Source organism: Escherichia sp. MR (genome assembly GCF_005280595.1).
Lineage (GTDB): Bacteria > Pseudomonadota > Gammaproteobacteria > Enterobacterales > Enterobacteriaceae > Escherichia > Escherichia ruysiae.
Genome location: NZ_SZVK01000003.1, coordinates 1 through 20,325, shown reverse-complemented (window position 1 = coordinate 20,325; position 20,325 = coordinate 1). Strand labels below are relative to the sequence as shown.

Sequence of the window (20,325 nt, the reverse complement as noted above, 5' to 3'; positions counted from 1 at the left end):
CATCCTCGCCACTAAACTGAATAGCAAGACCGTAGGCATTCCGCTTACGAAAAAATAACGAATTCAAGGAACTAAGATGCTTTGGTCGTTTATCGCTGTCTGTCTTTCCGCATGGTTATCTGTGGATGCATCGTACCGTGGGCCAACCTGGCAACGCTGGGTATTTAAACCGTTAACCCTTCTTCTCCTGCTATTGCTGGCGTGGCAAGCGCCGATGTTCGACGCTATTAGCTATCTGGTGCTGGCGGGGCTGTGTGCCTCACTGCTGGGCGATGCGCTAACGCTATTGCCACGTCAGCGTCTGATGTACGCTATCGGCGCATTTTTCCTCTCACACCTGTTGTACACCATCTATTTCGCCAGCCAGATGACGCTCTCTTTCTTCTGGCCTCTACCACTGGTACTGCTGGTTCTGGGCGCGCTATTGCTGGCCATTATCTGGACGCGTCTGGAGGAGTTCCGTTGGCCTGTCTGTACTTTTATCGGTATGACGCTGGTGATGGTGTGGCTGGCAGGTGAACTGTGGTTCTTCCGCCCGACGGCTCCGGCACTCTCGGCCTTTATGGGCGCTTCGTTGCTGTTTATCAGTAACTTTGTCTGGCTGGGTAGCCACTATCGCCGCCGCTTCCGTGCGGATAACGCCATTGCTGCGGCTTGCTACTTTGCAGGACACTTCCTCATCGTCCGCTCGCTGTATCTCTGATAAAACTTGACTCTGGAGTCGACTCCAGAGTGTATCCTTCGGTTAATGAGAAAAACTTAACCGGAGGATGCCATGTCGACTCCCGACAATCACGGCAAAAAAGTCCCTCAATTTGCCGCGTTCAAACCGCTAACCCCGGCACAGAATGCCAACGACTGTTGCTGCGACGGCGCATGTTCCAGCACGCCAACACTCTCTGAAAACGTCTCCGGCACCCGCTATAGCTGGAAAGTCAGCGGCATGGACTGTGCCGCCTGCGCACGCAAAGTGGAAAATGCCGTGCGCCAGCTTGCAGGTGTGAATCAGGTGCAGGTGTTGTTCGCCACCGAAAAACTGGTGGTCGATGCCGACAATGACATCCGTGCCCAGGTTGAATCGGCGGTGCAAAAAGCAGGCTATTCCCTGCGCGATGAACAGGCCACCGACGAACCGCAAGCATCACGCCTGAAAGAGAATCTGCCGCTGATTACGCTTATTGTGATGATGGTAATCAGTTGGGGGCTGGAGCAATTTAATCATCCGTTCGGTCAACTGGCGTTTATCGCGACCACGCTGGTTGGTCTGTACCCGATTGCTCGTCAGGCATTACGGCTGATCAAATCCGGCAGCTACTTCGCCATTGAAACCTTAATGAGCGTAGCCGCCATTGGCGCGCTGTTTATTGGCGCAACGGCAGAAGCTGCGATGGTGTTGCTGCTGTTTTTGATTGGCGAACGACTGGAAGGCTGGGCCGCCAGCCGCGCACGTCAAGGGGTCAGCGCGTTAATGGCGCTGAAGCCAGAAACCGCCACGCGTCTGCGTAACGGTGAGCGGGAAGAGGTGGCGATCAATAGCCTGCGCCCTGGCGATGTGATTGAAGTTGCGGCAGGTGGGCGTTTGCCTGCCGACGGTAAACTGCTCTCACCGTTTGCCAGTTTTGATGAAAGCGCCCTGACCGGCGAATCCATTCCGGTGGAGCGCGCAACGGGCGATAAAGTTCCTGCAGGCGCCACCAGCGTAGACCGTCTGGTGACGCTGGAAGTGCTGTCAGAACCGGGTGCCAGCGCCATTGACCGCATTCTGAAGCTGATCGAAGAGGCTGAAGAACGCCGCGCACCCATTGAGCGATTTATCGACCGTTTTAGCCGTATCTACACACCCGCGATTATGGCCGTCGCCCTGCTGGTAACGCTGGTGCCACCACTGCTATTTGCCGCAAGCTGGCAGGAGTGGATTTATAAAGGCCTGACGCTGCTGCTGATTGGTTGCCCGTGTGCGTTAGTTATCTCCACGCCTGCAGCGATTACCTCCGGACTGGCAGCAGCGGCACGTCGTGGAGCGTTAATTAAAGGTGGTGCGGCGCTGGAGCAGTTAGGTCGTGTCACCCAGGTCGCATTTGATAAAACCGGTACGCTGACCGTCGGCAAACCGCGCGTTACCGCGATTCATCCGGCAACGGGCGTTAGCGAATCTGAACTGCTGGCGCTGGCAGCGGCGGTCGAGCAAGGCGCAACGCATCCACTGGCGCAAGCCATCATTCGTGAAGCACAAGTTGCTGCTCTCGCCATTCCCGCCGCCCAGTCACAGCGGGCGCTGGTCGGCTCTGGCATTGAAGCACTGGTTAACGGTGAACGCGTGTTGATATGCGCTGCCGGGAAACATCCAGCCGAGGCATTTGCCGGTTTGATTAACGAACTGGAAAGCGCCGGGCAAACGGTAGTGCTGGTAGTGCGTAACGATGACGTGCTGGGTGTCATTGCATTGCAGGATACCCTGCGCGCCGATGCCGCCACTGCCATCAGTGAACTGAACGCGCTGGGCGTCAAAGGGGTGATCCTCACCGGCGATAATCCACGCGCAGCGGCAGCGATTGCCGGTGAACTGGGGCTGGAATTTAAAGCCGGATTACTACCGGAAGATAAAGTCAAAGCGGTGACGGAGTTGAACCAACATGCGCCGCTGGCGATGGTCGGCGACGGTATTAACGACGCGCCAGCAATGAAAGCAGCAGCTATTGGGATTGCAATGGGCAGTGGCACAGACGTGGCGCTGGAAACCGCCGACGCGGCATTAACCCATAACCACCTGCGCGGTCTGGTACAAATGATTGAGCTGGCACGCGCCACTCACGCTAATATCCGCCAGAACATCACCATTGCGCTGGGGCTGAAAGGGATCTTCCTTGTCACCACGCTTTTAGGAATAACCGGCCTGTGGCTGGCTGTGCTGGCAGATACGGGAGCAACGGTGCTGGTGACGGCGAATGCGTTAAGATTGTTGCGCAGAAAGTAATGGGGACAGCCTGCAAACCGATCGCAAAATTGGACGCGATCGATCCCCTCGCTCCTCTGGGGAGAGGGTGAGGGGAAAAGGCGGCATCGAAGCCAATCTTCCCCCATTAACCGCCTTTACGAATCAAATAACGATAAGGCAGTCCATCCGTCTCTTTGGCGACCAGTTCATGTTCCATAAAGGTACAAAACCCAGGAATATCGCGGGTCGTGGCCGGATCATCGGCAATAATCAGCAACGTTTCGCCTGGCTGCATATTGCGCACCGTTTTGCGCACCATCATCACCGGTTCCGGGCAGCGCAGGCCAAGCGCGTCGAGTGTGTGGTCAGGGCTGGAAAAGAGATCGGTCATTTTCTTCTCATCACTTAAAAAAACGGCGCTAGTTTACGCCCTGTGAGTCCGTAAGCAAACCAGGTTAACGATTGCGTAAAAATTAACCATTGCATTGTCAACGTAAAGCAGTATCATGCGGCGGCTCGAAAAAAGGGTAAGAACGTTATTTAATCAAGGTAAAATAGCGTGTCGTACGTATTGGGTTCCCTCACCCCAATGGTTAATCAAAAAGGTACAATATGAACGTTTTCTCGCAAACTCAACGCTATAAGGCGTTGTTCTGGTTATCGTTATTTCATCTTCTGGTGATCACCTCCAGTAACTATCTGGTTCAGCTTCCGGTCTCCATTTTTGGTTTTCATACCACCTGGGGCGCGTTTAGCTTTCCGTTTATCTTTCTCGCTACTGACCTGACCGTGCGTATTTTTGGCGCACCGCTGGCTCGTCGCATCATCTTTGCGGTGATGATCCCCGCGTTGCTGATCTCCTACGTCATCTCATCACTGTTTTATATGGGTTCATGGCAGGGATTCGGCGTTCTCGCCCACTTCAACCTGTTTGTCGCCCGTATCGCTACCGCCAGCTTTATGGCCTACGCGCTGGGGCAGATCCTCGACGTGCACGTTTTTAACCGCCTGCGTCAGAGTCGTCGCTGGTGGCTGGCTCCGACGGCTTCCACACTGTTTGGTAACGTCAGCGATACGCTGGCTTTCTTCTTCATTGCTTTCTGGCGCAGCCCGGATGCTTTTATGGCCGAGCACTGGATGGAAATCGCGCTGGTTGATTACTGTTTCAAAGTGTTAATCAGCATGGTTTTCTTCCTGCCAATGTATGGCGTATTACTCAATATGCTATTGAAAAGACTGGCAGATAAATCCGAAATCAACGCTTTGCAGGCCAGTTAAAGGTTCGTTATCAGAGTTGTGATAAGATGGATGAATGAGCCGTTATGGCCGTTTATCGATAAGGAAGAAGTCAATGCGCAATCTGGTTAAATATGTCGGAATTGGCCTGCTGGTTATGGGGCTTGCGGCCTGTGATGATAAAGACACTAACGCTACGGCGGAAGGCACTGTCGCGGAAAGTAACGCTGCCGCAAATCCCGTCAACCTGCTTGATGGCAAGCTAAGTTTCTCGCTGCCAGCAGATATGACCGACCAGAGCGGTAAGCTGGGAACGCAAGCCAATAACATGCACGTCTGGTCCGACGCCACCGGGCAGAAAGCAGTCATCGTCATCATGGGCGATGACCCGAAAGAAGATCTGGCTGTGCTGGCGAAGCGTCTGGAAGATCAGCAACGTAGCCGCGATCCGCAACTGCAAGTGGTGACCAACAAATCTATTGAGCTGAAAGGTCACAAAATGCAGCAGTTAGACAGCATTATCTCCGCGAAAGGCCAGACGGCGTACTCTTCCGTCATTCTGGGTAACGTGGGTAATCAACTGCTGACCATGCAAATCACGCTGCCTGCTAACGATCAGCAAAAAGCGCAGACCACCGCAGAAAACATCATTAATACGCTGGTTATTCAGTAAGTTTTAAGATGATGAGACGGTCTCAGGAACGTGTTCCGGAGGCCGTTTTTTTAATCGCCACGTCAGCAATAACGCGATTGCTACCAACCCCGCCGCAGCCAGATAAATCACCGGCACGCCAGCCCAACTCATTACCAGCCCTGCCAGCGGCCCGGTCACACCCAGCGATAAATCCATAAAAACGGTATAGGTTGCCAGCGCCGCCCCCTGATTCTGCTGCGGCACCGCTTTTACCGCCACCACGCCCAGTGCCGGGAACACCAGCGAAAAACCCGCCCCCGCCAGTAAGACGCCGATTTTCGCCATCCACGGTACGGTGGCTACGCCAACCAATAGCAGGCCGATTATCTCAACGCTAAAGCAGATCATCGCCACGTTTAAGCCGCCGATACGATTAATGCCGTTAGGGAATAACAGTCGCGTACCGACAAACGCACAACTAAACAGCGTCAACGCGAAAGCCGCACCGTCCCAGCCCTTAGCATCATAAAACAGTGTGATAAAGGTGGCGATGACGCCAAATCCGGCAGAAGCCAGTGCCAGCGCCATGCCGTACAGCCAGACGCGCCCAAGCACCGCGCGAAACGGCAGGGGCTTGCCTTTGCTGGCTTTCACCGACGGACGCGGGATCGCCAACAAAATGGCCACCAGCGCCACGGCCATAATGATTAATGCCAGCGTCTGCAACCCGCCCCAGTGATAAAACACGACGCCTAACGGCGCACCCATCGCCATCGCCCCGTAAGTGACAATGCCGTTCCACGAAATCACCCGCCCGATATGCAGCGAGCCAACCACGCCAACGCCCCACAGTGTCGATCCGGTTCCGGCAAAACTTTGTCCAATTCCGAGGATCACGCGCCCCAGGCAAAGTAATAACAGGCTGATGACGGGCAGGCTGGCGGTTAATCCTGCTGTCAGATACCCCAGCCCGCTCAAAAAGCAGCCGCACAACCCGAAGACGACTATCTTTTTGGGTCCCAGCAAATCGGCGTAACGCCCGGCATGTGGACGACTCAGCAAAGTAGCGAGATATTGCAGGCTGATAACTAAACCCGCCCAGAAGGCACTAAATCCCATCACATCATGGACATAGCCCGGCAATACGGCGAGCGGCAACCCGATGGTGAGGTAGCTGGCGAAGTTAAACATGACAATGGAGACAATGCGCAGGTTAAGACGCAATCCGTTTAGCGCGGGTTCGGCAACGGGTTCGGGCATGAGGATCACCACATTTTTACAACAGTGTTTCATTTTTACCACGGGCTGGCGTGAAAATCAGCAGTAAGAATCAGAATATTGCTGGCGTGACTCCCGCTACACTTAATACAAAAAGTCACAAGGAAGCCCCAATGGAAACCCTTCAACCGGATAAAACAGGAATGCATATTCTGCTCAAGCTAGCCTCGCTGGTAGTGATTCTCGCCGGCATTCACGCAGCGGCAGATATCATTGTGCAACTGCTACTGGCGCTCTTTTTCGCCATTGTCCTCAATCCGCTGGTCACCTGGTTTATTCGTCGTGGAGTACAACGCCCCGTTGCCATTACCATTGTGGTGGTGGTGATGCTGATAGCACTTACTGCGCTGGTCGGCGTACTAGCGGCATCGTTTAACGAATTTATCTCTATGCTGCCGAAGTTTAATAAGGAACTGACCCGTAAGCTGTTTAAATTACAAGAGATGTTACCGTTTCTTAATCTGCATATGTCGCCCGAACGAATGCTTCAGCGGATGGATTCGGAAAAAGTTGTCGCCTTCACCACTGCGCTGATGACCGGGCTTTCCGGCGCAATGGCGAGCGTGCTTCTGCTGGTGATGACCGTAGTTTTCATGCTGTTTGAAGTGCGCCACGTGCCTTACAAAATGCGTTTTGCGTTGAATAATCCACAGATTCACATCGCCGGACTACACCGCGCCTTAAAAGGTGTTTCGCACTATCTTGCATTGAAGACGCTGCTCAGTTTATGGACAGGCGTCATCGTCTGGCTGGGATTGGCGCTAATGGGCGTACAGTTTGCGCTGATGTGGGCGGTACTGGCGTTTTTGCTCAACTACGTTCCCAATATTGGCGCGGTGATCTCCGCCGTACCGCCAATGATTCAGGTGTTGCTGTTTAATGGCGTTTACGAATGTATTCTGGTCGGTGCACTGTTTTTAGTTGTCCATATGGTCATCGGCAATATTTTAGAGCCACGGATGATGGGGCATCGACTGGGGATGTCCACCATGGTGGTGTTTCTGTCATTGTTGATCTGGGGGTGGTTACTCGGTCCGGTGGGTATGCTGCTTTCGGTGCCATTAACCAGCGTCTGTAAAATCTGGATGGAAACCACCAAAGGCGGCAGCAAACTGGCGATTTTACTGGGACCGGGACGACCGAAAAGTCGGTTACCGGGATGAGGCGACAAGTGATACGATACGCACTTTCCTTTTCCATTAAACGTTGGCTCTGATATGTATCGGATAGTTCTGGGGAAAGTTTCGACCTTAAGCGCAGTTCCACTGCCACCGGCTTTACGCGATCAAGCACCGCAAGGTCCACGACGCGAACGCTGGCTGGCGGGACGTGCATTGCTTTCACACGTGCTTTCTCCGCTACCGGACATCATCTACGGTGAACAGGGCAAACCCGCATTCGCGCCGGAAATCCCGCTATGGTTTAACTTAAGTCATAGCGGTGACGATATCGCCCTGCTGTTGAGCGATGAAGGCGAAGTCGGCTGCGATATCGAAGTGATTCGCCCGCGCGCCAACTGGCACTGGCTGGCAAACACGGTGTTTAGCCTCGGGGAACATGCCGAAATGGACGCCGTGCATCCTGATCAGCAACTGGAAATGTTCTGGCGCATCTGGACACGCAAAGAAGCCATCGTTAAACAGCGTGGCGGCAGCGCCTGGCAAATCGTCAGCGTAGACAGCACCTATCAGTCCTCGCTGTCTGTCAGCCATTGTCAGCTTGAAAATTTAAGTCTGGCGATCTGCACCCCTACCCCCTTTACGCTCACCACCGACGCGGTGCAATGGGTCGATTCGCTTAACTGATCCGCCCATCCGACTGCCCATCTATTGATCCAGAACAGGTTATCAGTATGACGAATACTTAAAATCGTCATACTTGAAATCGATGACTCAACATGAGCGGGCGCAGTTTTCCCCGTTTTTAGGGAAGGTAGTGGGATTATCACCGTATTTTACCCTCACCCCAACCCTCTCCCTGAAAGGGAGAGGGGGCACACCGTGCAATGAGTGGCGATTGCAGTTGCAGTCACAAAAGCGCACGGACCATCCCCTCGCCCCTTTGGGTAGAGGAGGCACACCGTGCAATGATTGGCGATTGCAGTTGCAGCCACAAAAGCGTACGGCTCGTCCCCTCGCCTCTTCGGGTAGAGGAGGCACACCGTGCAATGATTGGCGATTGCAGTTGCAGTCACAAAAGCGCACGGACCATCCCCTCGCCCCTTCGGGTAGAGGGGGCACACCGTGCAATGATTGGCGATTGCAGTTGCAGTCACAAAAGCGCACGAACCATCCCCTCGCCCCTCTGGGGAGAGGGTTAGGGTGAGGGGAACAGGCCGCACCCAGGCCGCATATGCAGAGTCACTACCAGATTTCAACATAGCGAATCGTCGCCATACTTATTTCGCCAACTATTTATCCATTGGGGCTACTATGTTCTCCACACTCCGCCGCACTCTATTTGCGCTGCTGGCTTGTGCGTCTTTTATCGTCCATGCCGCTGCGCCAGATGAAATCACCACCGCCTGGCCGGTGAATGTCGGGCCACTAAACCCGCACCTTTACACGCCTAACCAGATGTTCGCCCAGAGCATGGTTTATGAACCACTGGTGAAATATCAGGCAGACGGTTCGGTGATCCCGTGGCTGGCAAAAAGCTGGACTCATTCAGAAGATGGTAAAACCTGGACCTTCACCCTGCGTGATGACGTGAAATTCTCCAACGGTGAACCGTTCGATGCCGAGGCGGCGGCAGAAAACTTCCGCGTAGTGCTCGATAACCGTCAACGTCACGCCTGGCTGGAGCTGGCAAACCAGATTGTTGATGTTAAAGCACTCAGTAAAACGGAGCTGCAAATCACCCTGAAAAGCGCCTACTATCCTTTCCTGCAAGAACTGGCCCTGCCCCGTCCTTTCCGTTTTATCGCTCCCTCGCAGTTTAAAAACCATGAAACCATGAACGGAATTAAAGCGCCGATTGGCACCGGACCGTGGATTTTGCAGGAATCGAAACTGAATCAGTACGATGTCTTCGTCCGTAACGAAAACTACTGGGGCGAAAAGCCGGCGATTAAAAAGATCACCTTTAACGTGATCCCGGACCCGACTACCCGCGCGGTGGCGTTTGAAACTGGCGATATCGACCTGCTGTACGGAAACGAAGGGTTATTACCGCTCGATACCTTCGCCCGCTTTAGCCAGAACCCGGCTTACCACACCCAACTGTCACAGCCGATCGAAACCGTGATGCTGGCGCTCAATACCGCCAAAGCCCCCACCAACGAGCTGGCAGTACGTGAAGCTCTTAATTACGCGGTAAACAAAAAATCGCTGATTGATAACGCGTTATATGGCACCCAGCAGGTCGCCGACACCCTGTTTGCCCCTTCTGTGCCCTACGCCAACCTCGGCCTGAAACCGCGCCAGTACGATCCGCAAAAAGCGAAAGCGTTGCTGGAAAAAGCCGGTTGGACGCTGCCTGCGGGCAAAGACATCCGCGAGAAAAATGGTCAGCCGCTGCGCATTGAACTTTCGTTCATCGGCACCGATGCGTTAAGCAAATCGATGGCGGAAATCATTCAGGCTGATATGCGCCAGATTGGCGCAGATGTCTCGCTGATTGGCGAAGAAGAGAGCAGTATCTATGCTCGTCAGCGTGACGGTCGTTTTGGCATGATTTTCCACCGCACCTGGGGCGCGCCATACGATCCACACGCCTTCCTGAGTTCAATGCGCGTACCGTCGCACGCTGACTTCCAGGCACAGCAAGGATTAGCCGACAAGCCGCTGATTGATAAAGAGATCGGCGAAGTGCTGGCGACCCATGACGAAACGCAACGTCAGGCGCTGTATCGCGACATTCTGACCCGTCTGCATGACGAGGCGGTTTATCTGCCTATCAGTTACATCTCAATGATGGTGGTATCAAAACCGGATCTGGGTAACATCCCCTACGCGCCGATCGCCACCGAAATTCCGTTCGAACAGATTAAACCGGTGAAACCTTAATGTTGCGTTACGTATTACGCCGCTTTCTGCTGCTGATCCCGATGGTGCTCGCCGCCTCGGTGATCATTTTTCTGATGTTGCGCCTCGGCACCGGCGACCCGGCGCTCGATTATTTGCGTCTGTCTAACCTGCCGCCGACGCCGGAGATGCTGGCCTCTACCCGCACCATGCTGGGACTGGATCAGCCGCTGTACGTCCAGTACGGCACCTGGTTGTGGAAGGCGCTGCATCTTGACTTTGGTATCTCATTCGCCAGCCAACGCCCGGTGCTGGACGATATGCTGAACTTCCTGCCCGCAACATTGGAACTGGCAGGCGCGGCGCTGGTGTTAATTCTGCTCACTTCCGTGCCGCTCGGTATCTGGGCGGCGCGCCATCGCGACCGCCTGCCGGATTTCGCCGTGCGTTTCATCGCGTTTCTTGGCGTGTCGATGCCTAACTTCTGGCTGGCGTTTTTACTGGTGATGGCGTTTTCGGTGTATCTGCAATGGCTACCCGCGATGGGTTACGGCGGCTGGCAGCACATCATTCTGCCTGCGGTTTCCATTGCCTTTATGTCGCTGGCGATTAACGCGCGACTGCTGCGCGCCAGTATGCTGGACGTCGCAGGTCAGCGTCACGTCACCTGGGCGCGGCTACGCGGCCTGAACGACAAACAGACCGAACGCCGCCATATTCTGCGTAATGCCTCGCTGCCGATGATCACCGCCGTGGGGATGCACATCGGCGAACTGATTGGCGGGACGATGATTATCGAAAACATCTTTGCCTGGCCGGGCGTCGGGCGCTATGCGGTGTCGGCGATTTTTAACCGTGACTATCCGGTGATCCAGTGCTTTACGCTGATGATGGTGGTGGTTTTTGTGGTCTGTAATTTGATTGTCGATTTGCTAAACGCCGCGCTGGACCCGCGCATTCGTCGTCATGAAGGAGCGCACGCGTGAACTTTTTCATCTCTTCCCGCTGGTCGGTACGCCTGGCGCTGATCATTATCGCCCTGCTGGCGCTGATTGCGCTCACCAGCCAGTGGTGGCTGCCGTATGACCCCCAGGCGATTGATTTGCCGTCGCGCCTGCTTTCGCCGGATGCGCAGCACTGGCTGGGCACCGATCACTTAGGGCGCGATATTTTCTCGCGGCTGATGGCAGCGACCCGCGTGTCGCTCGGTTCGGTAATGGCCTGCCTGCTGCTGGTGCTGACATTAGGGCTGGTTATTGGTGGCAGCGCCGGACTGATTGGCGGACGCGTTGATCAGGCCACCATGCGCGTCGCCGATATGTTTATGACCTTCCCGACCTCGATTCTGTCGTTCTTTATGGTTGGCGTGCTCGGCACCGGGCTGACCAACGTAATTATCGCCATCGCCCTGTCGCACTGGGCGTGGTATGCACGCATGGTGCGCAGCCTGGTGATTTCACTGCGCCAGCGCGAGTTTGTGCTGGCATCACGGCTTTCTGGCGCAGGCCATGTGCGGGTGTTTGTTGATCATCTGGCAGGTGCGGTGATCCCCTCGCTGCTGGTGCTGGCAACGCTGGATATCGGCCATATGATGCTGCACGTCGCGGGGATGTCCTTCCTCGGCCTCGGCGTGACCGCGCCGACCGCCGAATGGGGCGTGATGATTAACGACGCGCGTCAGTATATCTGGACTCAGCCGCTGCAAATGTTCTGGCCGGGGCTGGCGCTGTTTATCAGCGTGATGGCCTTTAACCTGGTGGGTGACGCACTGCGCGATCATCTGGACCCTCATCTGGTGACGGAGCACGCACACTAATGCCGCAACAGATTGAACTACGTAATATCGCGCTACAGGCCGCGCAGCCGCTGGTGCACGGCGTATCGTTAACCCTTAAACGCGGGCGTGTGCTGGCGTTAGTCGGCGGTAGCGGCAGCGGGAAATCACTGACCTGCGCCGCGACGCTGGGCATTCTGCCCGCTGGCGTTCGCCAGACGGCGGGGGAAATTTTAGCCGATGGCAAACCGGTTTCGCCTTGCGCGCTACGCGGTATCAAAATTGCCACCATCATGCAGAACCCGCGCAGCGCCTTTAATCCGCTGCACACCATGCACACCCACGCGCGGGAAACCTGCCTGGCACTGGGGAAACCCGCCGATGACGCCACGCTTATCGCTGCCATAGAAGCGGTGGGGCTGGAAAACGCCGCGCGCGTGCTGAAGCTGTACCCGTTCGAGATGAGCGGCGGTATGTTGCAGCGCATGATGATTGCGATGGCGGTGCTGTGCGAATCGCCGTTTATTATCGCCGATGAACCAACCACCGACCTCGACGTGGTAGCACAGGCGCGCATCCTCGATCTGCTGGAAAGCATTATGCAAAAACAAGCGCCGGGAATGCTGCTGGTGACCCATGATATGGGCGTGGTGGCGCGTCTGGCGGACGATGTGGCGGTAATGTCTCACGGCAAGATTGTTGAACAGGGCGATGTAGAAACGCTGTTTAACGCTCCCAAACATACGGTGACGCGCAGCCTGGTTTCCGCTCATCTCGCCCTCTACGGTATGGAGCTGGCATCATGACTTTACTTAACGTCTCCAACCTTTCACATCACTATGCGCACGGTGGATTCAGCGGTAAGCACCAGCATCAGGCGGTACTCAATAACGTTTCTCTGACCCTGAAAAGCGGTGAAACCGTCGCCCTGCTGGGACGCAGTGGCTGCGGAAAGAGTACCCTCGCGCGGCTGCTGGTAGGCTTAGAGTCGCCCTCACAAGGGAATATTAGCTGGCGTGGCGAACCGCTGGCGAAACTCAATCGCGCGCAACGTAAAGCGTTCCGCCGTGATATTCAGATGGTGTTTCAGGACTCCATCAGCGCCGTTAACCCACGCAAAACCGTGCGCGAGATCCTGCGAGAACCGATGCGCCACCTGCTATCGCTGAAAAAAGCCGAACAACTGGCGCGCGCCAGTGAAATGCTGAAGGCGGTAGATCTCGATGACAGCGTGCTCGACAAACGCCCACCGCAATTAAGCGGCGGTCAGCTCCAGCGCGTCTGCCTGGCGCGCGCGCTGGCGGTCGAACCGAAACTGCTGATTCTGGATGAAGCCGTTTCTAACCTTGATCTCGTGTTACAAGCGGGCGTCATTCGTCTACTGAAAAAGCTACAACAACAGTTTGGCACCGCCTGCCTGTTCATCACCCACGACTTACGCCTGGTGGAACGCTTTTGCCAGCGGGTGATGGTGATGGACAACGGACAAATCGTCGAAACCCAGGTGGTGGGAGAGAAATTAACTTTTTCCTCTGACGCCGGACGTGTGCTACAAAACGCGGTATTACCCGCATTCCCCGTGCGCCGTCGCGCCACTGAAAAGGTTTAACGCAAATGCAACGAGTCACCATCACGCTTGATGACGATTTACTGGAGACGCTGGACAGCCTGAGCCAGCGTCGTGGCTATAACAACCGTTCCGAAGCTATCCGCGATATTCTGCGCAGCGCCCTGGCGCAGGAGGCCACCCAGCAGCACGGCACACAAGGTTTCGCAGTACTTTCCTATGTTTATGAGCACGAAAAACGCGACTTAGCCAGCCGTATTGTCTCCACCCAGCATCATCACCACGACCTCTCGGTTGCTACTCTGCATGTGCACATCAACCACGACGACTGTCTGGAAATCGCCGTGCTGAAAGGTGACATGGGTGACGTGCAACATTTTGCCGATGACGTTATCGCCCAGCGCGGCGTGCGACACGGGCATTTACAGTGCTTGCCGAAGGAAGATTGAGTTATTTCTGAAACGCGGAAAGAAAAGATATTAACTGAACTTAATTTATAAAATTAAGTTCAGTTGCATAGATAGATCCTGTAAAGGCAGATGTTCTGCGTAATGAACGCCGCTAAAATTTATAAATGATTCAAACGCTCATTCAGCGTTTCAATAATATAGGTATTAACAGAGACTTGTTGCTGCGCAGCCGCATTATTAAGGCGTTCACTCAGCGATTCTGGATAGCGTAACGTAAAGGTCTTAATCTTTTCTGTACGCGCATAAGGCTCAATACCCGCAGCTTTACAATCCTCAAGATACTCTCGCAGGGAAAGCTCCCCCTCTTTTTGCAGCCCCTGAATGCTGTCAGAGACAAAATCACAATAACCTGACAAGCCCAGGAATTTGCCACGAAATGCATTCAGTTCTGGCACATAGGTAATTACAGCAGGTTGCCCGGCAATCTCCATAGAATTTGGCGTCTTCAGTTTGATCATGGTTTTACCCCTATACTTAGTAACCAGTCACGCACGCTTTCTACAGCGCCTTTATCGGTATCTGGCGACGGATGAGGCCGATGGAAACACGCAACGCTCATATTTAGTATGAACTTACAACGCGAGCCTCTTCCTTCCTTAATTTCTCCGCCTAATGCTTTAACCAGTGACTCTATATCAGACCACTTAATCCCTTGAGGAACAGGAGATTTAAATATTTGATCCAATGTATTTTTTTGTTTCTTCCGTAAAGCCTGTACCTGTGTTCTCATGGCATGTCCTTATGACTTCACTTTATGACATCAATAGTATGACATCACAATATGAAGTCAAGTTTCCCTTCCTTACGCCATTGTTCCAATCGTCTTTCTGAATCGCAGCAGCGCGATGGTGAAAAACGCGCCGCCAATTGCCATCAGCGTCAGGAATTGCGGCCAGACGATTTCGAATCCGGCACCACGGTAGAGAATAGCCTGCGCGAGGCTGACAAAGTGTGTCGTCGGCATGGTCAGCATAATGTCCTGCACCATCTGCGGCATACTTTCGCGCGGCGTGGAACCACCGGAAAGCATTTGCAGCGGCAGCAGCACCAGAATCACCAGCAGCCCCAGTTGCGGCATTGAGCGCGCTATCGTCCCCATGAAAATGCCGATTGACGTGGTGGCAAACAGACTGAGCGCCACGCCAAGCATAAACAGCGGGATCGAGCCTTCTATCGGTACGCCCAGCACGCCTTTTACCATCAGCACCAGCGATAATCCCGATACCACCAGCACCACCAGCCCCATCGACCAGACCTTCGCCATCATGATCTCAAACGGCGTTATCGGCATCACCAGTAAATGTTCCACCGTGCCGTGTTCACGCTCGCGGATCAGCGCCGATCCGGTCAAAACAATCGCCAGCATGGTAATGTTGTTGATGATCGCCATCACCCCGCCAAACCACGCGGGATCGAGGTTCGGGTTAAAGCGCATCCGGGCTTCCAGCGATACCAACGGTTCGCTGTTATCACGGTAGCGCGCGACAAAGCTGTTCACTTCACCGTTGATAATATTCTGGATATACCCGTTGCCAGTGAATGCCTGGCTCATGCGCGTGGCATCGACATTCACCTGAATATCCGGCTGGCGTCCGGCGAGGACATCACGCTGAAAATTAGGCGGAATATTTACCGCAAAGGTATAGCGCCCGGCGTCCAGTCCGGCATCCATCTCATCGGCGGTGATCATCTCCGGCGGCAAAAACCACGGACGGTAGAAGCTGTTAACGATCCGGTTCGACAACTGCGATTGATCCATATCGGCAATGGCGATCGGCGCCAGGTTCAACGATCCTGGCGTAACGGTTGCCGACGAGTACACCGACACCGTAAACGAGAAGATAATCAGCGTCAGCATTGCTTTATCACCAAGCAGGCTGCGCAACTCTTTGATACCCAGATTAAAAATATTGCGTAAATGGCGCATCATCCCTCCTGTTTTTTCAGCAGCAGGATGCTTAAACCCATCACCAGCGGTATGGCTATCAGCAGCGGGATAAAAAGTTGCCACAAGTCCGTCAGATCCAGCGCCTTCGAAAACGTCCCGCGCGCGATAGTCAGAAAATGACTGGTAGGATAAACCTCGCCGATCCAACGCCCCGGCCCTTCCAGCGATGCCACCGGATCTATCATCCCGGAAAACTGCGTCGCCGGAATCAACGTGATAATCGCCGTACCGAAAATGGCGGCAATCTGGCTCTTCATAAAAGTGGAGATCAGCAGCCCCATTCCGGTGGCAATGATGATATACAGCAACGCCGCCAGGGTGAGCGTCAGGAAGCTGCCTTTATGCGGCACGCCAAACACAAACACCGACAAGGCGCAGAGCAGGAAAAAGTTCAGCATCCCCAGCGCGATGTACGGTAGCTGTTTGCCGAGCAAAAATTCGCTACGCGTGGTGGGGGTCACGTAAAGGTTGATAATCGACCCTAACTCTTTTTCCCGCACCACGCTAAGGGCGCTTAGCATTGACGGGATCATCATCAGCAGAAGCGGGATCACCGCCGGAACAATCGCTGGCAGGCTTTTTACGTCCGGGTTATAGCGATAGCGCGTCTCAATATTCATCAGTCCGCTTTGGCTGGCGGGCGTCGATTGCCGGCTCGCCACATCCTGTAACCAACTCTGGTGCATCGCCTGCACGTAACCTTTTACCGTTTCGGCACGGCTGGGCATCGCACCGTCGATCCAGACACCGAGCTCCACAGGCGTACCACGCGCGATATCACGCCCGAAATTGGGCGGGATCTCAATCGCCACCGTGATATCGCCCGCGCGCATCCGGCGGTCAAGCTCGTCATAACTGGTGAGCGGCGGTTGTTCGATAAAGTAACGGGAACCGGAGAGATTGAGCATCCACGCCTGGCTGCTGACGGTCTGGTCGCGGTCGAGCACCGCAAAGCGCAGGTTTTCCACATCCATACTGATGCCATAGCCCATTATCAGCATCAGGATCACCGTTCCCATCAGCGCCAGCGTCGAACGCACCGGATCGCGTCGCAGTTCCAGTGCTTCGCGGCGGCTGTAGCTAAACAGACGGCGCAGGCTAAATCCCTGACGCGGCGCATGGGTAGCGTTGCGCACCACGGGCGGTGCTTCGGCTTCGTTGCTCTGCCCCGCCGCCTCCTGCAAACAGGCGATAAATGCCTCTTCCAGACTGGCGGCTCCGCGTTTCTCAACCAGTTCCTGCGGTGTACCGCTGGCGAGCACTTTTCCGGCGTGCATCAGCGAGATACGGTCGCAGCGTTCCGCTTCGTTCATAAAGTGGGTGGAGATGAAAATGGTCACTTTGTCCTGGCGCGAGAGATCGACCATCAACTGCCAGAACATATCCCTCGCCACCGGATCGACGCCAGAAGTAGGTTCATCGAGGATTAACATCTCCGGGCGATGAATCACCGCCACCGCCAGCGAAAGCCGCTGGCGAATGCCGAGCGGCAATGACTCCGGCAGCACATCTTCAACGTCATTGAGCTTAAAACGCTCGCTCATTTCAGCCACTCGCGCAGGAATTTCCGCTTCCGGGATGTGAAACAAACGAGCATGTAACTCCAGGTTTTGCCGCACGGTGAGTTCGTTATAGAGCGAAAACGCCTGCGACATATAGCCCACCCGACGGCGAGTATCGATATCTTTTGGATCAACCGGTTGCCCAAACAGCCACGCCTCACCTTCGCTGGCGGGCAGCAGCCCAGTAAGCATTTTCATGGTGGTGGATTTACCGCAGCCGTTCGAACCGAGGAAGCCAAAAATCTCCCCGCGTGGAATGCGGAAATTGACGTGATCAACGGCAACGAAGGAACCAAAACGCATGGTCAGATCGCGCGCTTCGATGGCAATCTCTGCGTTTTCAGGTTGATACGGTGGGATCACTACCGCCTGATGCGCCTGGCGTTGCGCTTGCGGTAACAGATTAATAAATGCTTCTTCCAGCGTGGCGCTTTGCGTTTGCTGACGCAGTTCTTCGGCGCTACCGGTCGCCAGCACTTCTCCGGCATTCATCGCCACCAGCCAGTCGAAGCGTTCGGCCTCTTCCATATAGGCGGTGGCGACCAGCACGCTCATATTGCTCTGCCGCTGGCGAATACTGTCGATGAGATCCCAGAACTGAGCGCGAGAGAGCGGGTCAACCCCCGTCGTTGGCTCATCAAGAATCAACAATTCCGGGTCGTGGATTAACGCACAGCATAGTCCAAGTTTTTGCTTCATCCCGCCGGAGAGCTTTCCCGCCGGACGATCGCGAAACGGTGCTAACCCGGTGCTGGTCAGCAGCTCATTAATTCGGACTTCCCGCTCCGCTTTGTCGTGGCCAAACAGGCGGGCGAAAAAATCGACGTTTTCATACACCGACAAGGTGTGGTAGAGATTTTTTCCCAGCCCCTGCGGCATCCAGGCGATGCGCGGGCAGACGTCGCGGCGATGCTTCGGGTCGCGCATATCGCCGCCCAGCACGATCACGTTGCCCTGCTCAATGACGCGGGCACCGGAAATCAGCGATAACAAACTCGACTTCCCGACGCCGTCCGGGCCAATCAGCCCGACCATGCAGCGTGCCGGAATATCGAGAGTGATATTGTTCAGCGCAACGGTTTTTCCATAATGCTGGCTCACGCCCGCCAGTTGCGCGACAGGCGGAACGGGAACCAGTTCCAGATGCGTCATTGCGGCAACCTCACCACCAGGTCTTCAGGCCACGGACGTTCTTCGTTCACCCGCACCCACGCCACGCCCGGCAAACCGGTTTTGACATATTCCAGATGTTGCTGGAGTAATTCCGGTGGGATACGCGCTTTGACGCGGAACATCAGTTTCAGCCGTTCATCGCTGGTTTCGACGGTTTTTGGCGTGAACTGGGCGACGCTGGCGACAAAACTGATGGTCGCAGGAATACGCAGATCTGGCGCGGCATCGAGGATCAGCCGTGCTTCGCCGCCTAGTTTCAGTGTGCCCGCCTGTTCGGTTGGCAGGAAGAAGGTCATATAAACGTCGCTCAGATCGACCATATTCAGCACCCGACCGCCTGCCGCCAGCACTTCGCCTGGCTCAGCAACCCGATACTGCACACGTCCATCGCGCGGGGCTTTTAGTTCACTGTCATCGATATCTGCGGCAATGCGCCGTTCAGTGGCTTGCGCAGCTTCTACACGCGTTTGTGCCTGAATGATATTGGTGCGTGCTGCTTCTATAGCCGCTTTAGAAGCCGATACCTGGGCTTTCGCCGATTCCAGCGCAGCTCGGGCGCTTTCGGCGGCGGCGCGGTCGTCATCCAGTTGTTGCGCAGAAATAGCCCCACGATGGGCGAGCGAGCGGGAACGCGTATGACGTTTGGCAACGGAGTCCAGTTCAGCTTGCCGTTGATTAACCAATGACTGCGCGGCACGAGTTTCACTTTGCCGCTGTTCCAGCAAAGCCTGCGCGGCGGCAACGGCACTTTGCGCCTCTTTGATTTGCGCGATGGCTTCCAGTCGCTGCTCCTGCAACACGCGAGTGTCCATCTTCGCCAGCACTTCACCTTCACGGACAAACTGCCCCTCTTTCACCAGAATGGTGTCAATACGTCCGGCAATTTTACTGGCGATATCCACTTCCGTCGCTTCAATGCGACCATTACTGACGGCAAAACCCTCCGGTACACCTGCCGGGCGCAATAACCACCACGCCAGGACGGCAGCAACCGCCAGTAACCCGACAACCCACCACGCCAGATGGCGCTTAATCTTATCCATAATCGACCCGCCATAATCCCTGTAAGTAAACGACGCGTGTTACAGCAGCCGCGAACGATGTTCAGCGGATTCTTCCATCCGGGATGAGAAGGAAACGGCATATACGACCAGGGCGCCGCAAGATGAGCGCCAACGGGGAAGGCTTAGTGAAAACGGGTAGTAATGTTGTCATCATCAGCATTCCTGGCCGTAAATGAAACACGCATACTCATAATTGAAATCAATTAAATACTAACAGTTATATTCATGTTGTCTATTTGATTACAATCAGCTTGTGATACATCACGATGTTCTACATTTCGATTACGTTTTTAACCCAAAATATCCTTAACAGGAACGGTGACTATCACGCAGTGTTATTATTCTCTTGTGTACAAATATCTTACCGAAAGGTAATAAGGTATTTTTGCGAAAAGAGGGTGGATGAGAAAAAGCAGCGTTTTAAGCAACGATGAAAAATAAGGAAAAGATATTCATTCAGAATTAGCTGTAGGATAAATATTTATTTGCCAGCATTAACTCGCCTATAAAATTCAATACTCAGAACAATAAATCCGGTTATAGTAAAGTTACTTTTTACAATTAGTGGTATCTCATTGTTATATTTAATTGACTAAAAATACTACTTACACGCTTTCTGACATTAGCGGAAACGCATATGGAGGGTGATGCTGCCAACTTACTGATTTAGTGTATGATGGTGTTTTTGAGGTGCTCCAGTGGCTTCTGTTTCTATCAGC

Annotated in this window: 20 protein-coding genes; 12 read left to right on the top strand and 8 right to left on the bottom strand. The window is 54.4% G+C overall.

From position 1 onward, the window contains the following. The first annotated feature begins 76 nt into the window (after positions 1-76). Positions 77-703, top strand: coding sequence for a lysoplasmalogenase (locus FC814_RS02150; RefSeq protein WP_000964714.1), 627 nt, complete (start codon positions 77-79; stop codon positions 701-703). A 72-nt stretch (positions 704-775) separates the two neighbouring features. Further along, positions 776-2,974 carry a Zn(II)/Cd(II)/Pb(II) translocating P-type ATPase ZntA gene (gene zntA / locus FC814_RS02145; RefSeq protein WP_137325444.1) on the top strand — a complete coding sequence of 733 codons (2,199 nt, stop codon included), beginning with the start codon at positions 776-778 and terminating at the stop codon, positions 2,972-2,974. A 106-nt stretch (positions 2,975-3,080) separates the two neighbouring features. On the opposite strand, the gene tusA is transcribed toward zntA, so the two are convergent. After that, entirely contained in the window at positions 3,081-3,326 is a 246-nt protein-coding gene (gene tusA, locus FC814_RS02140) for a sulfurtransferase TusA (RefSeq protein ID WP_000130621.1), read from the bottom strand. A gap of 221 nt (positions 3,327-3,547) precedes the next feature. On the opposite strand from tusA, the gene FC814_RS02135 reads away from it, so the two are divergent. Together FC814_RS02135 and dcrB are read left to right on the top strand one after the other, a co-directional pair. Further along, positions 3,548-4,213, top strand: a complete 666-nt coding sequence (locus FC814_RS02135) for a 7-cyano-7-deazaguanine/7-aminomethyl-7-deazaguanine transporter (protein WP_137325443.1) — start codon at positions 3,548-3,550, stop codon at positions 4,211-4,213. Between the two features lie 73 nt (positions 4,214-4,286). After that, entirely contained in the window at positions 4,287-4,844 is a 558-nt protein-coding gene (dcrB, locus tag FC814_RS02130) for a phage sensitivity protein DcrB (RefSeq protein WP_137325442.1), read from the top strand. A 3-nt stretch (positions 4,845-4,847) separates the two neighbouring features. Here dcrB and FC814_RS02125 read toward each other — a convergent pair whose 3' ends face one another. After that, positions 4,848-6,098 (bottom strand): MFS transporter, encoded by a 1,251-nt coding sequence (locus FC814_RS02125; RefSeq protein WP_137325441.1) that lies wholly within the window; start codon positions 6,096-6,098, stop codon positions 4,848-4,850. Positions 6,099-6,196: 98 nt separating this feature from the next. Between FC814_RS02125 and FC814_RS02120 the strand changes: the two genes are divergently transcribed. From FC814_RS02120 to nikR, 8 genes are all read left to right on the top strand, one after another. Continuing rightward, positions 6,197-7,246 carry an AI-2E family transporter gene (locus FC814_RS02120; protein WP_137325440.1) on the top strand — a complete coding sequence of 350 codons (1,050 nt, stop codon included), beginning with the start codon at positions 6,197-6,199 and terminating at the stop codon, positions 7,244-7,246. A gap of 54 nt (positions 7,247-7,300) precedes the next feature. Next, a complete protein-coding gene (gene acpT / locus FC814_RS02115; protein ID WP_137325439.1) occupies positions 7,301-7,888 on the top strand; it encodes a 4'-phosphopantetheinyl transferase AcpT in 588 nt (195 codons plus the stop codon). A 627-nt stretch (positions 7,889-8,515) separates the two neighbouring features. Then, positions 8,516-10,090, top strand: a complete 1,575-nt coding sequence (nikA, locus tag FC814_RS02110; protein ID WP_137325438.1) for a nickel ABC transporter substrate-binding protein — start codon at positions 8,516-8,518, stop codon at positions 10,088-10,090. Further along, positions 10,090-11,034, top strand: coding sequence for a nickel ABC transporter permease subunit NikB (gene nikB / locus FC814_RS02105; RefSeq protein ID WP_000947068.1), 945 nt, complete (start codon positions 10,090-10,092; stop codon positions 11,032-11,034). Before nikA ends, nikB begins: the two co-directional genes overlap by 1 nt. Continuing rightward, complete coding sequence (nikC, locus tag FC814_RS02100; RefSeq protein WP_023308430.1) at positions 11,031-11,864, top strand: nickel ABC transporter permease subunit NikC; 834 nt, start codon at positions 11,031-11,033, stop codon at positions 11,862-11,864. Before nikB ends, nikC begins: the two co-directional genes overlap by 4 nt. After that, positions 11,864-12,628 (top strand): nickel import ATP-binding protein NikD, encoded by a 765-nt coding sequence (nikD, locus tag FC814_RS02095; RefSeq protein WP_032226702.1) that lies wholly within the window; start codon positions 11,864-11,866, stop codon positions 12,626-12,628. Before nikC ends, nikD begins: the two co-directional genes overlap by 1 nt. Then, positions 12,625-13,431 (top strand): nickel import ATP-binding protein NikE, encoded by an 807-nt coding sequence (gene nikE, locus FC814_RS02090; RefSeq protein ID WP_000173713.1) that lies wholly within the window; start codon positions 12,625-12,627, stop codon positions 13,429-13,431. The genes nikD and nikE overlap by 4 nt, the downstream gene beginning before the upstream one ends. 5 nt (positions 13,432-13,436) lie before the next feature. Beyond that, positions 13,437-13,838, top strand: a complete 402-nt coding sequence (gene nikR / locus FC814_RS02085; RefSeq protein WP_001190062.1) for a nickel-responsive transcriptional regulator NikR — start codon at positions 13,437-13,439, stop codon at positions 13,836-13,838. 119 nt (positions 13,839-13,957) lie between these two features. Here nikR and FC814_RS02080 read toward each other — a convergent pair whose 3' ends face one another. The 6 genes from FC814_RS02080 to FC814_RS23030 form a co-directional block, all read right to left on the bottom strand. Further along, positions 13,958-14,317: a type II toxin-antitoxin system HicB family antitoxin gene (locus FC814_RS02080; RefSeq protein ID WP_000593555.1), complete on the bottom strand. Its 360-nt coding sequence runs from the start codon at positions 14,315-14,317 to the stop codon at positions 13,958-13,960. Continuing rightward, entirely contained in the window at positions 14,314-14,589 is a 276-nt protein-coding gene (locus tag FC814_RS02075; protein ID WP_001260301.1) for a type II toxin-antitoxin system HicA family toxin, read from the bottom strand. Before FC814_RS02075 ends, FC814_RS02080 begins: the two co-directional genes overlap by 4 nt. Before the next feature lie 72 nt (positions 14,590-14,661). After that, positions 14,662-15,786: an ABC transporter permease gene (locus FC814_RS02070; protein WP_137325477.1), complete on the bottom strand. Its 1,125-nt coding sequence runs from the start codon at positions 15,784-15,786 to the stop codon at positions 14,662-14,664. Continuing rightward, complete coding sequence (gene rbbA / locus FC814_RS02065) at positions 15,786-18,521, bottom strand: ribosome-associated ATPase/putative transporter RbbA (RefSeq protein ID WP_000149103.1); 2,736 nt, start codon at positions 18,519-18,521, stop codon at positions 15,786-15,788. Before rbbA ends, FC814_RS02070 begins: the two co-directional genes overlap by 1 nt. Then, entirely contained in the window at positions 18,518-19,585 is a 1,068-nt protein-coding gene (locus FC814_RS02060) for an HlyD family secretion protein (protein WP_000357899.1), read from the bottom strand. The genes rbbA and FC814_RS02060 overlap by 4 nt, the downstream gene beginning before the upstream one ends. Positions 19,586-19,646: 61 nt before the next feature. After that, positions 19,647-19,760 carry a hypothetical protein gene (locus FC814_RS23030; RefSeq protein ID WP_212976463.1) on the bottom strand — a complete coding sequence of 38 codons (114 nt, stop codon included), beginning with the start codon at positions 19,758-19,760 and terminating at the stop codon, positions 19,647-19,649. Between the last annotated feature and the right edge of the window lie 565 nt (positions 19,761-20,325).